General features: G+C 43.2%; 15 protein-coding genes. 2 read left to right on the top strand and 13 right to left on the bottom strand.

Going from position 1 to position 15,189, the window contains the following annotated elements:
* Positions 1-47: 47 nt before the first annotated feature.
* From ACJJIN_RS17385 to ACJJIN_RS17410, 6 genes are read right to left on the bottom strand one after another with little or no spacing between them, the layout of a single operon-like run.
* On the bottom strand, positions 48-839 hold the full coding sequence (locus tag ACJJIN_RS17385) for a CPBP family intramembrane glutamic endopeptidase (RefSeq protein ID WP_444895565.1): 792 nt from the start codon (positions 837-839) through the stop codon (positions 48-50).
* 56 nt (positions 840-895) lie between these two features.
* The gene (locus ACJJIN_RS17390; RefSeq protein WP_444895566.1) at positions 896-1,564 is read right to left on the bottom strand and encodes an SCO family protein; all 669 of its coding nucleotides are present in this window, start codon (positions 1,562-1,564) and stop codon (positions 896-898) included.
* Positions 1,565-1,571: 7 nt separating this feature from the next.
* A complete protein-coding gene (gene cyoE, locus ACJJIN_RS17395) occupies positions 1,572-2,465 on the bottom strand; it encodes a heme o synthase (protein WP_444895567.1) in 894 nt (297 codons plus the stop codon).
* 37 nt (positions 2,466-2,502) lie between these two features.
* Positions 2,503-3,594: a COX15/CtaA family protein gene (locus tag ACJJIN_RS17400; RefSeq protein ID WP_444895568.1), complete on the bottom strand. Its 1,092-nt coding sequence runs from the start codon at positions 3,592-3,594 to the stop codon at positions 2,503-2,505.
* A 25-nt stretch (positions 3,595-3,619) separates the two neighbouring features.
* Complete coding sequence (locus tag ACJJIN_RS17405) at positions 3,620-4,258, bottom strand: redox-active disulfide-containing membrane protein (protein ID WP_444895569.1); 639 nt, start codon at positions 4,256-4,258, stop codon at positions 3,620-3,622.
* A 1-nt stretch (position 4,259) separates the two neighbouring features.
* Entirely contained in the window at positions 4,260-5,021 is a 762-nt protein-coding gene (locus ACJJIN_RS17410) for an SURF1 family protein (RefSeq protein ID WP_444895570.1), read from the bottom strand.
* A 32-nt stretch (positions 5,022-5,053) separates the two neighbouring features.
* On the opposite strand from ACJJIN_RS17410, the gene ACJJIN_RS17415 reads away from it, so the two are divergent.
* Entirely contained in the window at positions 5,054-5,278 is a 225-nt protein-coding gene (locus tag ACJJIN_RS17415; protein WP_413663912.1) for a DUF2909 domain-containing protein, read from the top strand.
* Positions 5,279-5,323: 45 nt separating this feature from the next.
* On the opposite strand, the gene ACJJIN_RS17420 is transcribed toward ACJJIN_RS17415, so the two are convergent.
* The 4 genes from ACJJIN_RS17420 to coxB are packed head-to-tail and all read right to left on the bottom strand — an operon-like array spanning position 5,324 to position 9,512.
* Positions 5,324-6,214, bottom strand: coding sequence for a cytochrome c oxidase subunit 3 (locus tag ACJJIN_RS17420; RefSeq protein WP_282930522.1), 891 nt, complete (start codon positions 6,212-6,214; stop codon positions 5,324-5,326).
* A 5-nt stretch (positions 6,215-6,219) separates the two neighbouring features.
* The gene (locus ACJJIN_RS17425) at positions 6,220-6,792 is read right to left on the bottom strand and encodes a cytochrome c oxidase assembly protein (protein ID WP_444895571.1); all 573 of its coding nucleotides are present in this window, start codon (positions 6,790-6,792) and stop codon (positions 6,220-6,222) included.
* A gap of 3 nt (positions 6,793-6,795) precedes the next feature.
* On the bottom strand, positions 6,796-8,346 hold the full coding sequence (gene ctaD / locus ACJJIN_RS17430; protein WP_282930524.1) for a cytochrome c oxidase subunit I: 1,551 nt from the start codon (positions 8,344-8,346) through the stop codon (positions 6,796-6,798).
* A 20-nt stretch (positions 8,347-8,366) separates the two neighbouring features.
* Positions 8,367-9,512, bottom strand: a complete 1,146-nt coding sequence (gene coxB / locus ACJJIN_RS17435; protein WP_413663910.1) for a cytochrome c oxidase subunit II — start codon at positions 9,510-9,512, stop codon at positions 8,367-8,369.
* A 953-nt stretch (positions 9,513-10,465) separates the two neighbouring features.
* On the opposite strand from coxB, the gene ACJJIN_RS17440 reads away from it, so the two are divergent.
* Complete coding sequence (locus tag ACJJIN_RS17440; protein WP_444895572.1) at positions 10,466-11,752, top strand: MATE family efflux transporter; 1,287 nt, start codon at positions 10,466-10,468, stop codon at positions 11,750-11,752.
* Positions 11,753-11,956: 204 nt separating this feature from the next.
* Here ACJJIN_RS17440 and ACJJIN_RS17445 read toward each other — a convergent pair whose 3' ends face one another.
* The 3 genes from ACJJIN_RS17445 to ACJJIN_RS17455 are packed head-to-tail and all read right to left on the bottom strand — an operon-like array spanning position 11,957 to position 15,146.
* Complete coding sequence (locus ACJJIN_RS17445; protein ID WP_444895573.1) at positions 11,957-12,787, bottom strand: hypothetical protein; 831 nt, start codon at positions 12,785-12,787, stop codon at positions 11,957-11,959.
* Positions 12,784-13,062, bottom strand: coding sequence for a YheV family putative zinc ribbon protein (locus ACJJIN_RS17450; protein ID WP_413663907.1), 279 nt, complete (start codon positions 13,060-13,062; stop codon positions 12,784-12,786). The genes ACJJIN_RS17445 and ACJJIN_RS17450 overlap by 4 nt, the downstream gene beginning before the upstream one ends.
* 35 nt (positions 13,063-13,097) lie before the next feature.
* Positions 13,098-15,146, bottom strand: a complete 2,049-nt coding sequence (locus tag ACJJIN_RS17455) for a M3 family metallopeptidase (RefSeq protein WP_444895574.1) — start codon at positions 15,144-15,146, stop codon at positions 13,098-13,100.
* Between the last annotated feature and the right edge of the window lie 43 nt (positions 15,147-15,189).

A 15,189-nucleotide genomic window follows, 5' to 3' on the forward strand; every position in this document is an offset into this window, starting at 1 on the left:
CTTACGGGTAACAATAAAACAATGATCCAAAGCAGATGATATATGGCCTAGCCGGGTAACGGGTAAGGCAACAAGATCATATGCAAAAGATTTACCCCCCAATGAGTCATTACGCATATCCAAAAATTCTGCCGTAATGTCCAAATCAATGCATAACAGATTGAGGCGACTATCAATAATAGAACTGCGGAGATATCTGTTGACCACCCTCCATGTAGAAGCACAAACACCGTAGCTACAACTGGTACGGATAACCAGCGCCAGCGCCCTAATAGTTCTTCGGTACCCCGCTGTAATATCCACCGGAAGAACCCCTCTTCAGAAATGCAAACAATTACCAAGTTTATCATTACCGCAACCGCGATAGTGCCAGTAAATTTTATCGAAGGCGTATACAGGAGTAGACCCAATGCAACGGGGGTAAATATAGCCAATAAAAGATAGGGTAAGTCCGTGACACGGAAAGTCTGCTTCATGCGCAACATAAAAGCCAATAAGGCAATAGCAATAACTGCTTTACCGCTGTTTATACTGGCATAGATAAGATTACCACTTGCATCTGTATAGGGAGGCAATACCTGGATATGTTCACTACCGGGAAGCAAATTTAACCCCGATACCAGCATTAAAACTGCTACAGAAAGAAAAGACAGCGCTCTCGGCCAACCGCTAGTAGACTCTATTGCTCGCAGGAAAATCCAGATTAAAGGAGCTATAAGCCCACTCCAGCCAAAAGGAATTATACAAAGTGATAGCAAGATAGGTGCAGCCCAAGGACTCACCATACCAGATGGTGTCTGATCTCCTCTTCTCCTTAAGGCAGCAACTTCATTTTGCATCGATTGACCCAGAATTAATATATTATTTGATAACAATAACTCATGCGATTCCTTCACTATCCATTAAAGGTCGCTCGTATTGAACGATAGGTCAACTTCATTTTTGCAGGATCTAAAGGTGCCTTAAAAAAAGCGTGATAATGCCCTCTAGGATTAATTAATACAACTTGAGACCCATGATCGATAGTATAACCGCCCTCAGCAAGAGAAACTTTATTAAAAGGTACATTTAGCTGAGTGGCAAATTTCTTCAGCTTAAAAAAATCACCGGTAATACCACGGAATTCAGAATTAAAATAACGGACATACTGCCCTAACTGCTCCGGCTTGTCCCTGCTTGGGTCAACCGATACGAGTACTACGTCTGTAGATGCTCTGGTACTTTCGTCTAAAGTTTTATAAAAATTATTAAGTGTAGATAGAGTTGTTGGACAGATATCTGGACAGTGGGTAAACCCAAAAAATACCAAAGTCCACTTACCTTGAAAGTCTTTGGTATAGAAATCTCTACTGTCATCAGACAATAATTGTATATCTTCTATGATTCTTGGTCTCTGCAGTTTTACAGTGCCGTTAATTCTAAGTTCCTCATCAGTAATAATACGAGGCTGTCCGAGCTTATGTATAAATCCTGCAAGCACAGCAAGAATCAATACTAAAAGAACAATAACCGTAATTCTAATTCCACGTTTCTGTTTATCGATGGCAGAATATTTATTTTCCACTTTTCCCTCACACCTCAATTAAATAATGATCTAATAGCATGATAAAAAATAGTGCCATTAAATAAATTATTGAATATTTGAAAGTCTCCATACCAGCATTGGGGGTTTTTCCAATGAGCATTACAAAGCTCCAATAAACAAAACCAAATCCAAGTACGACAGCTCCCAGCAAATATAACCACCCAAACATCGCGGTGGCAAAGGGCAATAGGCTAACGGCCAGTAAAATAAAGGTATACAAAACTATATTTAGGTTTGTATAGGGTATTCCATGTGTAACCGGCAACATGGGAACATCAGCTTTTGCATACTCTTCTTTTCTATGTACGGCAAGGGCCCAAAAGTGTGGAGGAGTCCAAGCAAAAATAATCAATACTAACAACAATGCATGCCCATGCACTTCCCCAGTAACCGCAGTCCATCCCAGTAGGGGCGGAGCGGCTCCTGCAAGCCCGCCAATAACAATGTTTTGTGGTGTGGCGCGTTTCAGGAACATGGTGTAAATCACCGCATATCCGAGAAGAGATATTAAGGTTAGCCAAGCGGTAAGGGCATTTACAAAAATCAACAGGATAAACATTCCTGTCACACCCAAGATAAGAGCAAAAGCAACCGCTTTAACTGGCTCAACCCGTCCTTTCGCAATCGGGCGATTACTGGTACGAGCCATTTTTGTATCAATATGACGATCAACTAAATGATTTACTGCCGCAGCACTACCCGCACAAAATGCAATTCCCAAATTACCAAATACTAAAATATCTAGCGGCACCATTCCTGGAACAGCTAAAAACATTCCAATAACAGAAGTTAACAGCATAAGCATAACTACTCGAGGCTTAGTAAGCTCATAGTAGTCCCGCCATTGAATTTGATGTATTCCCGTGGAGTTTATGGCCATATTCTCACCTATTTTTATATTTATATACGCTTAGTATCTAATTAAGATTGGATACGGTAGTTAAACCTTCTCCCCGCTCTATTACTTCCACATCGACTACCTCTTGTTTACTTATAATGACGGCATTCATTGTGTATATTCGATAACAAAACGTTAGCAAACTAAGAAGTAGAAGAGCTGCACCAGCATTGTGTGCCACAGCAATCCCTAATGGTAGAGACATAACAACATTTGCTATTCCCAAGCTGACTTGAAGAAGTAGTACTCCGGTAAGCCATAATGACCAACCTCTCAATCCATATCTCCAAGCTAAAACTGAAAGAATAAGTACAATTGCTGTTGTAATCAGTGCTCCAATACGATGGGCAAGATGTATGGCTGTACGTGCATCATTCTCTAATGCACCACCTAAATAATTTGGGCCAATTTGTTGAAAAATATTAAAGCCTTCCACAAAGTTTGCCTGTGGCCACCATTGGTTATGACAAGTTGGAAAATCTGGACAGGCTAAAGCTGCGTAATTAGAGCTGGTCCAACCGCCGAGTCCAATCTGTAGAATTACTATTGCAACTGCAGTCAGAGCAAGTAGCCGTAATCGCCTTATTCCTGGTAAATACCTCCCATGTAATTGTCTAGGTTTATCAGCCAACCTTTCACAGAGAATCCACAACATAGATAATGTTGCCATTCCACCTAATAGATGAGCAGTAACTACCTGCGGCCAAAGCTTCAAGGTTACCGTCCACATCCCAAAAGCAGCTTGCAGTATAATAATAATTAAAAGAATATGTGTTTGCTTAAAGGTTGGAGCTTGTCGATCTCTCCAAGCAAGATAAGTGAGTAATACAACGAATAAAAGTAAAGTTCCCGCAAAGTATCGATGGACCATTTCCGGCCAAGTTTTACTAACATCTACCGGAGAGTCCGGAAAAATCATATTGGCCGTTTTAATTTCTTTTATATCGTTCGGCCAGGTGAGATGACCATAACAACCAGGCCAGTCTGGACAGCCCAAACCGGCATCCACCAGTCTAGTAAATGCACCTAGAACAACAACTACGACAGCTAGTATACAGGCCGCCCAGGTAATGATATGTCGCCAATTCTTAGGGGTTTCTTGTTTAGACACTACTGAAAATCTCCGAATAATAATCTTATTGCTCGTAGGAGTACTTCAATAATCTTTTAATATCTTTAAGTAATTGGTTTCCGCTATGCTGCCGATCATAGGCCATCATTGCATAACCCTCCTGATCAACCAGCAACGCCTTGGTTGAAGTCACACCGTCATGATCAGTTTTCTGTACCAGCTGCTTAAAGTTTTCATCATCCAAATTCACTATTTTTAGTTTCGGATGCTCAATTTGTATTTGTTCTTGTCGTTTTTCATCCAAACTATCACCAACCACCAGTAGCCTCTCAACCCTATGAGCTTTTTCCCCCAGCCGAATATGAACCTGCCTACTTATATACAAGAGATCTTCACAATCTTTACCACAATCACTGTCACTTAATATTAGATAGCGCCATTTTGATTCTCCCTCTTGTACCAGGGATTGCTGTTGTCCTTGAAAGGTGATTTTTATTTCAGTGATATCAAATGGGGGCTGCAATAATTCACCTTGATTAATCGTCTCTTTAGGCATGCCTAAGCCCGTATAGTAAACGACATAGGCAGCTGTAATTGGGAGTACGACGGATGCTAGCACTGAGAGTCCTTGAATGATTTTATTCGCTGGCTTCCTTTTGCTCAGATTTCTTTCAGGTGAAACTGGCTGACTTTTTGATTTCATTTTAAAACTCCTTTTTCAAACTTCTACTCAATCTACGACGTAATCTAAAAATAATATTTGTGGCTGAATAAACCCATAAAAGCCAGACAGCTATTGCCATCGTGAACCACTGGAAAGCATACGCTTGATGTTTTTCAGGGCCACTATTGAAAAAATTCCAATCAGTAATTAAAGCTGCACCTGAATCCGCAAACAAACGGATCGACCATCCATTGTTAACTAAGCCTATAGTCTCAATAAAATTTGAATTTATTTGTTGAATTCTATTATTAAAAACCGGGTCTAGACTAACACTCGAGGAGGTTTCAGTATCGATAGGGTATAAGTAGCCCTGAAGTGATTTCACATCAAGTGAAGCTGTTATTTCAGGTAAGCTATCTCGGTCGCCAGTAGAGGGAATCCAACCTCTATTGATAAGCCAATCAGTACTTTCTGTTGAGAATACTTGTAGTACTTCATAGCCAACACGACCGTTTCTTGTTCTGTTATCCAGAAAATATATTTCCTTCTGGAAAACTCCCACTAAAGTTACAGACGCATACTCCTGATAAGAACTTAGATTTGAGATTTCCTGCGGTTGCAGAGAGAGCCTACTCTCTACCTTTTGTATAAGTTCGACTTTCTGCTTTGCTCTATCAAGCTGCCACAATCCTAAAAAGATAAAAAGGATGAATGCACCCAGAGAAAATATCGTGATGGGCCAATTGCGAATCAGTGGTAAACTGATATCTTTCGCAGAAGCTGATGGAATATCTACTATCATGCGCAACTACATAAATAATGGAAAATAATAAAATGTGGCTAAAGATTGTTATTGTTGTCCTATTCCTTTCCGTACTTGCCAGTCTTTCAAGTGCACTTTTTTTTCTACTTAGAGATATGGGAACACCTCAATCCAAGCGCACACTCTACGCATTAGGTATTAGAATACTCCTAGCGTCACTCTTACTTCTTGCCATTTGGTACGGCTTTGAAAGTGGCATTTTGGCAAAAACGGCACCTTGGGCTGATAAATATTAAGAAAACAAAGGCTTTCTATTAATACGATAGAAAGCCTTGCCCACATTAAGCACCTAGAACATATACAAATATAAACAGCCCGACCCAAACTACATCGACAAAATGCCAATACCAACTTGCTGCTTCAAAGCCAAAGTGATCATCAGGTCTAAAATGATTGGCTATCACAGACCTTAACAACATGATCAACAACATAATTGTACCGAGTGTGACATGGGCACCATGAAATCCGGTCAGCATAAAGAATGTTGTACCATAGATTCCTGACTCAAGTGTTAACCCCAGGTGTTGATAAGCTTCGTAGTATTCTTTACCTTGTAGAAAAATAAACGCCCCACCCAATGCCACAGTGATTGCCAGTAGTATATTGAAATTTTTTCTTTGATTCTTTTTCAGGAAAACATGTGCGAAGTGTACAGTTACACTGGAAGTGAGAAGTATGATGGTGTTCCATAGTGGTAAGTGCCATGGATCTATCACATCTTTAGGCCCCATAAATTTTGCCGTTTCTCCGTTTGCTGCGGCGTCAGGAGTCACATATAGGGGCCAGCTACTTTCGAATCCCTCCCAAAGCATATTGGAAATTCCACGATCACCTTCACCACCTAGCCAGGGAACTGTAAAATTGCGTATGTAATAAAGTGCTCCAAAGAATGCAGCAAAAAACATCACCTCAGAAAATATAAACCAGCCCATCCCCCAAACATATGATCTCTTTAACTGTTCACTGTTGAGCCCTGCCATATTTTCCTTGATTACGGCAGCAAACCAAAACCACAAAACTGCGGCCATCGCTAACGCACCGGTGAAGAAAATATAAGAGCTTCCTCCATTAATCCAATTTGCTGCGCCGAACGCTATTAGGAATAAACCTATCGTCGCAAAAATTGGCAGCCTGGATTGTTCGGGCACGTAATAACTGCTTTCACTAGCCATAATTTTTATCCCTCTCGCTCGGGGTCGATATCATTCTTATCGGTTTTATTGGCAAACCTTTCCGTTACATCAAACAACGTATAGGAAAGCGTTACAGTATTAACACTTGCGGGAAGATCTGGATCCACAATAAAACGTAGTGGTAATTCTGCAGTCTCTCCCGCTTTTAATTCTTGCTGGTTGAAGCAAAAACACTCTGTTTTATGAAAGTACTCAGCAGCTTTGAAAGGAACCATACTGGGAATTGCCTGACCAACCATATCCCTAGATGTCTTATTTTCTGCAATAAAAACAGTATCTTTAATTTCTCCAGGGTGTACTTTCAAAGACATCACACTCGGGCGAAATTCCCATGGCATATTTTCATTATTGTTTGCCACAAATTGCACTGTGACCAGTCTATTTTTATCAACCGCAGCTGGCACAGCTTCATAACGACCACCGGTTTTACCATTGAGTCCTGTGATTTCACAGAAGACATCGTAAATAGGCGGCATAATGAAAATTGCAAATACCAGCATGCTGGTCGCCACGGCCAGCAGCTTGATAGTTACCTTTGCATTTTCTCCAACTTTCATAGGTTAGCGTACAACCGGTGGCGTACTAAACGTGTGATATGGGGCAGGGGAAGCAACCGTCCATTCCAGTCCCTCAGGATCATCCCAAACCTGATCGGATGCTTTTTTCCCGCCCATTACAGTTCGTACCACATTAAACAAAAATACTATTTGTGCAGCGCCAAACAGGAAGGCACCGATACTGGATATTTGATTGAAATCCGCAAATTGCAGTGCGTAATCAGGTATCCGACGTGGCATGCCGGCCAGACCAACAAAGTGCATTGGGAAGAAAGTTACATTGAGACCAATAAATGCCAGCCAGAAATGTACCTTGCCCATGACTTCGCTATACATATGGCCAGTCCATTTGGGCAACCAATAGTAAACACCAGCAGTAATTGAGAAGATTGCACCAGGAACCAGCACATAGTGGAAATGGGCAACCACAAAGTATGTATCGTGATATTGGAAGTCTGCAGGCGCAATCGCTAGCATCAGACCAGAGAATCCACCGATGGCGAAAAGAATGATGAATGCAATTGCAAAAAGCATCGGGGTTTCAAACGTCATGGATCCCCGGAACATAGTGGAAACCCAGTTAAAGATTTTCACTCCTGTAGGTACAGCGATCAGCATTGTGGCATACATAAAGAACAGCTCACCAGCAATCGGCATTCCTACAGTAAACATATGGTGCGCCCATACGATAAAGCTCAGGAATGCAATTGCTGCGGTGGCATATACCATGGAGCTGTATCCGAAAAGAGGCTTACGAGCGAAGGTGGGGATAATTGCAGAGATAATGCCAAAGGCCGGCAAAATCATGATGTAAACTTCCGGGTGTCCGAAGAACCAGAACACATGCTGGAATAAAACAGGATCACCGCCACCGGCTGCACTGAAGAAACTTGTGCCAAAATGAATGTCCATCAACATCATGGTCACTACTCCGGCTAACACTGGCATTACAGCAATCAAAAGGTAAGCAGTGATCAGCCAGGTCCATACAAACAACGGCATTTTCATCAAGGTCATACCAGGAGCACGCATATTCAAAATGGTAGCGATAATGTTGATCGCACCCATGATGGACGAGGCACCCATAATATGAATGGCAAAAATGAAGAAGGTTACGCTGGGTGGCGCATATTCCGTTGAAAGTGGCGCATAAAATGTCCAACCGAAATTAGGCGCTCCCCCTTCCATAAATAAGGTCGATGCCAACATTGCGAAAGCAAAGGGCAAAATCCAAAAACTCCAGTTATTCATTCTTGGCAGTGCCATATCTGGCGCACCAATCATCATTGGTATCATCCAGTTAGCCAACCCCACAAAAGCCGGCATAACTGCACCAAATACCATGATCAGACCATGCATAGTGGTCATTTGATTGAAAAATTCCGGCTGTACAATTTGCAAACCGGGCTCGAATAATTCAGCGCGTATAACCAATGCCATACATCCGCCGAGCAGGAACATCGCAAAACTAAACCACAAATACATAGAGCCTATATCTTTGTGGTTCGTCGTATAGAGCCAACGCTTTATACCGGGCTGAGGACCATGTGCCATTCTTAAATTCCTCCGGGCGCTTACTGCTTATTCTTAAAGTTGAGGATATCTACGGGTTGGACGGTATCGCCCATCTCATTGCCGAAAGCGTTTCGCTGGTAAGTAATTACCGCAGCCAGATCCACTTCTGATAGCTGCTCACCAAAAGCCTGCATTGCGGGGTTTACCGTAGAACCATCGATAACGATATCTAAGTGGCCATTGAGGGGACCGGTAGCAATTTTTGAGCCAGCAATTGCCGGGAATACTCCGGGTACTCCCTGCCCGTTCGGCTGATGGCAGGCGGCACATGTGCGTGTATAGACTTTTTCACCCTGAGCAAAAAGCTCTTCGAAGGTAAATGTCTTCGCTGTAAGTTCACGCATTTTAATGGCTTCTGCTGCACGAGAACTCAACCAGGCATCGTATTCAGCCTGTGGTACTGCTTTCACAACAATAGGCATAAATCCATGGTCTTTTCCGCACAATTCAGCACACTGTCCGCGATATATTCCCGGCTCCTCAATACGCGTCCAGGCATCATTGATAAAACCGGGGATAGCATCTTTTTTAACGGCTAGATCTGGGACCCACCACGCATGTATCACATCATTGGCAGTAATCAGGAAGCGGATTTTTTTCTTGATAGGAACAACCAGCGGCTCATCGACTTCTAGGAGGTAGTTAGCACCCTTAGGCTGGAGGTTATCAATTTGAGCTTTGGGAGTGGACAAGCTGGAAAAGAATGAAACATCAGTGCCCCGATATTCATATTTCCACTTCCATTGGTAACCGGTGATTACGATATTGAGATCTTCTTCCTCAGTATCGTAAATATCATAGAGCGTTTTGGTGGCCGGAATCGCCATCAGAATCAGGATGACGGTCGGAATAATAGTCCACACCAACTCCACAACCGTGCTCTCATGAAATTGGGCTGCTTGGTATCCCTTACTTTTGCGGTGACGCCACATGCTGTAGAACATGATGCTGAACACCAATGCCCCTATAGCCACACAAATCCAAAAGATCAGCATGTGTAGCTCGTAGGTGGTCTGGGCAACTTCTGTCACCCCCTGGGGCATATTAACCCCCCAGCGCTCAACGTCCTGCTCATTCGCTAACACCGCTTGTGCAGATAGCGAAGTAGCCAGCAAGGCGAACAGCCGATCAAAGCCTTTCAACATCGCCTACAGATCTCCGTGGTTGCGGGTCTCTCAGGGAAACCCGTAATTTTTATTTTGGCCACTGGCCTTCACGGATAAGCGAATTTTACCTGTATCAACTGCCTAACAGGATTAATTCCACACAAAATTTGTGGACATACTGTAGTAACACAAGACTACATACACTGGGCGAGGAGACCACCTCGCGTTACTGCCGTCAGTGCAACTTGTTATTCTTAGTAAAAGATTTTTTACTCCAGATGTCGTCGTCCGGAAAGGTACAACCAACAACCAGTTTCTTTATTTGTCGCAACTACTGCAGGTACAAAAGGAACACATCGACAAGAAAAAGTCAATTGGGATCATTTTTGAATAACGTTGCCGCTTTGTGAAAAAATTCGGTGATTAACAAATAAATTTAACCACTTTGATAGGATACTTTTCCACAAGTAGAAAAAAAGTCGCTCCAAATAGAGACATGGCAATTTATTTGGTGAAAGATGACAACTAATCAAGCATTAATAATGCTGCCAAGAGAAGTATAAATCCTCGGGTTCAAGTGCCCCTGATTACTTTTACACAGGTTGACAACGATTTTTAATCTCTAATACTAAATTCTGACTGCTTCACACAACAAAGACAGATTAGTTTCAATAAGCTTGAGGATTATCAGGCAGATCAATACAGAATCCTGTACCATCTACACTCAATCGAAATGATTTTTCCGCCAAATATTTCGTTTCGATTTTGTAAGCGTTACGAAATGAATTGCAAATAGCAGTATTGGGAGTCCAATTTAGGAAAAGGGTCTTATCAGCTCTGTACTGTTTCCATTGGTAGAATCCGCCTGCACAGCTTTTCTTTTTCTGATTTCGGCTAGAAGCCAATCTATCCGTTAGTTGTTATGACTTATGCCTTCTTCTACAAAACTTGAATCCCAACCCATGTCTCGCGTCTGGAATCTGGCTTGGCCAATGATACTGAGTAATATTTCAGTACCCTTACTCGGGATAGTAGATACCGCAATTCTTGGTCACCTCCCATCTGCAGAGTACCTATCCGGTGTAGCTATCGGGGCTAGCGTAATGTCGATGCTTTTATGGGCATTTGGGTTTCTGCGCATGGGTACTACCGGACTGGTGGCTCGGAGTACAGATCTTGGGATTCAATGGTTAGTACGTGCACTAGTATTAGCCATGGGGCTGGGAATCACTCTGTTTATTGTTGCCTCTCCTTTAATCTACTATATCGTTGAGTGGATGAATGCCAGTCAGGAAGCACAACCCCACGCACTGGCCTACCTACAAATACGTCTGTTATCTGCCCCCCTGGCTCTGGCAAACTTTGCCATTCTGGGTTTTTTTATTGGTCGACAAGATAGCCGTGCGCCTCTATATATACTTTTCGCTGCCAATCTACTGAACATAGCCCTCGATTTCCTATTTATTCTTGGCCTGGGCCTAGGGGCAAAAGGTGCAGCAGCGGCAACGGTACTCGCTGATATTTTTGCATTTCTACTGGGTCTATATCTTCTTTCCAGGGTTCATGTTGATATCTGGTCCTATATACGCAAAGAAATTGGGCAGAAGAAACTTCTCCCCTGGATCGATTCATCCCCGTGGATCAATCTTTTAAAGATAAATACAGACTTATTTATAAGAACCTGTTTGCTCTTGCTAACACTCACTTTTTTTACTGCACAAGGGGCAGCCCAAGGTGATAATGTACTTGCTGCAAATGCTATTCTTATACAGTTATTAATGATGACTTCCTATGCCCTGGATGGTTTTGCTCATGCTACCGAGGCCTTGGTTGGGGAATCTATGGCAAAGAGATCAACGGCTCTATTCAGAAATACCGTTCGCAGTGCAGGTTTGTGGGCCCTGGGAAGCGCTGTCCTGATTACGCTGGTTCTAGTTTCAGGGAAACCCTTCATTCTATCCTTATTTACAGATATCAAACCAGTGATTCTCCAAGCGGAACAGGTATATTGGTGGCTCTGTGCACTACCTTTATTAGCGGTTTGGAGCTATCAGCTAGATGGTGTTTTTATCGGTGCAGGGAAAAGTCGCGACATGCGTAATACTATGTTTATAGCCTCATTACTGGTTTTCTTTCCCGCCTGGTGGTTTACAAGGGATTGGGGGAATACAGGCATATGGTTCAGCTTATTTTTGTGGATTGGAGCACGATCTTTAGGGCTCATAGTATATTTTCAATACTACACTGCAACCAACTCCTGGCTACGTAAATTACAGTAAAGCGCAGCAGGGTATTTAGAGTTATTTTTTAATGTAAAAAAATATGACATATTTTGCGATTGGGAAATTAACTATCTAAGTCAAGGTTACTGCCTATAAAAATAGTAAATCTCTTACGATACTATAAACACATTTAAAAATATAATCTCAGGATGGTAAATACTGAGCGGGCTCAGAAACAAATAATAAAGCCCGCTCATATTTTTAATAGCTTGAAGACTGCACCTGTTTTTGCACTAGAATTTGCTTAAAATTTCCATAAAACGCTCCTTCTCCCTGGATAACAGCATTATATAAGTCTTCAACCTTCTGCTTTAATTCTTGGCTATAAAAATATAGGCTGCCGTTTCGGACACTGTAGGACTTTGGATTCTCGGCCATAGTTCTATAAAAAAGGGACACTCTTTCCAGATAGGTATCTGCCTGCTTTTTGGAAAAGTTACCTTGTTGGTAATTATCTAAAACCTGAGAACTGATTCTTTGAAGAGTTAATTCGCGCTCTTCATCTGAAAAACGAAAGGCATTTAATTGCGTGTTGATATCACGCTTTAGGTCTTTCATATAGCGAGCAGCAGCTTCTGCTGATTCATACAGTGCGTGAATGGTCTTTTCCCGCTTCCGCAGAGCACCGCGATCTTTCAAAGTATATATATTGGAGAGCTCCTTTTCGGAGAAATCGCCCAGAGGGCGAAAAATAGTGACATGTTGCAAATTACTATTCCTTGTGAGCTTGTCACAAATCTTTATTGCATGTCTCCACTTTTCAAAAGACTCCCCTTTAAGGATTTGATCGGGTAGGGCTTTTACCGCAGCTCCCAGTCTATTTTCCTCTTCAATGTAATAATCTGGATGGGTCTTCCAGTCATTAGCTTGTAAACGAAATAACGTAAGTATCCCCTGATTCACACAGCTCGTTAGTAAATAGGCAACTTGCTCTCTCTGCCGTTCTGTGTTTTTTCGATGGCGATCAAGGCCATAGAGACCTATGATCGCAACCGCAATAAAAACCACCAGTATAAAAAATATTTTTTTCACTTTTTACGGCTACTTGTGGGTTGGATAAGTTTCACCGGTTTCTCGTGAATATCTTTCTCTGTATCTTGGGTAACACGAGTAGACAGTTCTGTTGGCGCTGACTGCAATCGAATTTCATCCTTAAACCCACAGGCAACACATTCCCTATAATTTTTTCCATCCTTGTGATAGTTAATAATTTTATCCATTTCGCTACAGCGGGGGCACACAGCCCCTGCAATAAAGCGTTTTTTAACGATCTTACCAGACTCAGCCGAATCTTCTTTCTTCATCATGACTACTACTCAATATTTCATGACTGACTTATCCGTTACACAGGACTGATATTCAGCTCTTGCTGCTCGATACCAGAGTGACGCAATAGGGCATCAATTTGCGGCTCTCGTCCACGGAATTGAACAAACAGCTCCAACGCATCACGGCTACCACCCTGTTCCAAAATACTGTGCAGAAATTTATTTCCCGTCTCTCTATTAAAGATACCATCTTCCTCAAATAGAGAAAAAGCATCTGCCGAAAGCACTTCTGCCCATTTATAGCTGTAATATCCTGCGGCATAACCACCAGCAAAAATATGGCTAAAAGCATTTTGGAAGCGGTTTTCTGCGGCGATAGGCACAACAGCAACCTCTGCTCGTACCTGATCCAGTAAAACCTGAACTTTATCGGCGGTCAATGCCTCTTCGCTGGCATGGAGGCGAAAATCAAAAAGTGCAAACTCCAACTGGCGTACTGTAAACATGGCAGACTGGAAATTTTTCGCTGCCAGCATTTTATTCAGTAAAGCTTCGGGAAGGGCCTCTCCAGTTTCGAAATGTGCAGAAATTATGGAAATGGCCTGGGGTTGCCAACACCAATTTTCCAGAAATTGGCTGGGCATTTCCACCGCATCCCAAGCGACACCATTAATACCAGAAACTGCTGCCACATCAATCTGTGTCAGCATATGGTGGAGGCCATGGCCGAATTCATGGAATAAAGTGGTTACTTCCGTGTGGGTTAAAAGTGAGGGGATATCACCTGCAGCCGGACTGAAATTACACACCAGATAAGCTATAGGCAACTGGAGTCCGTTGAGTGTGTGGCGACGACTACTTACTGTATCCATCCAGGCCCCGCCACGCTTTTTCTCACGTGCGAACGCATCCAAATAGAAACCAGCTATCTTTTCGCCATCTCTCAGCAGCCAAAAGAACTGCACGTCGGCATGCCAAGTAGCAACGCTGGTATCTTCTTCAACTGTGATTCCGAATAATTTATCCACCACAGTAAAGAGGCCGTCAACGACTTTGGCGTAAGGGAAATAGGGCCTCAATTCCTCTTGGCTGATGGCGTATCGCTGCTGTTTGAGCTTTTCTACGGCCCAGGCCACATCCCATGGTTGCAACTCTTCAATACTGAGTTGGTCTGCAGCAAACGCTTTCAGCTCAGCCATTTCTCGTTGGGCAGCTGGCCTGGCTCGTTCTGCCAGATCCTGTAGAAATTCCAAAACCCGCTCTGTATTTGGAGCCATTTTGCTGGCCAATGACAACTCCGCATAGCTGTTCATTCCCAGTAAACTGGCCTGTTCAGCGCGCAATGCGAGAATTGCCTCCATCACTTCGGAGTTATCGTATTCACCTGCCTGGGGACCAACTTCGGATGCGCGACTAACAAAAGCCAAATGGACATCCCGACGCAGAGATCTATTTTCAGCATGGGTCATAACAGCGAGAAAGCTGGGCCCCTCTAAGGTAATCAGCCACCCATCCAGGCCTTTTGCCTCAGCTGCATTCCGTGCAGCGGCGAGAGCAGTTTGAGGAAGCCCCTGAAGCTGAGCTTCATCATTCGTATGCCAGGTCCAGGCATTGGTTGCATCGAGGACATTGTTGGCAAATTGGCTGGATAACTCCGCCAAACGCTGACTGTTAACGGCAAACTTTTCACGGGCCTCTCCTTCAAGGCCTACACCACCGAGTTCAAAGTCTCTGACTCCCAGCTCCAAAGACTTCTTGCGTGCCTGTGGCCAGTTTGCAAATTCGGGCGACTGCATTAATTGGAGGTACAGGTCGTAAAGTTCGCGATTTTGCCCCTGCTTTGTCCAGTAAGCCGTCACTTTGGCTAAGGCGGCCTCATAGGGCGCCCGCCAGGGGCCACTTAGAACGCTGTTCAGGTGACTGACTGGGGAGAAGGCTCGATTTAGCTGGTCTTCCGCCTGTTCCAGAGGCACCAGCGTATTATCCCAGCTGGGGGTCTCCAATCCCTGTTGAAGGGTTTGCTCACACTCTTTAATCAGTTCGGCGATGGCGGGTTCCACCTGCTCGGGCTCGAGATTATCAAAAGGCGGCAGCAGCGGGATATTCAACAGTGGATTGGACATATAAGACTCTGTGCTCGAATTAGGATAAAGCTATGATAGAGGA

The sequence above is a fragment of the Microbulbifer maximicatervae (SeqCode) genome (assembly GCF_052467505.1).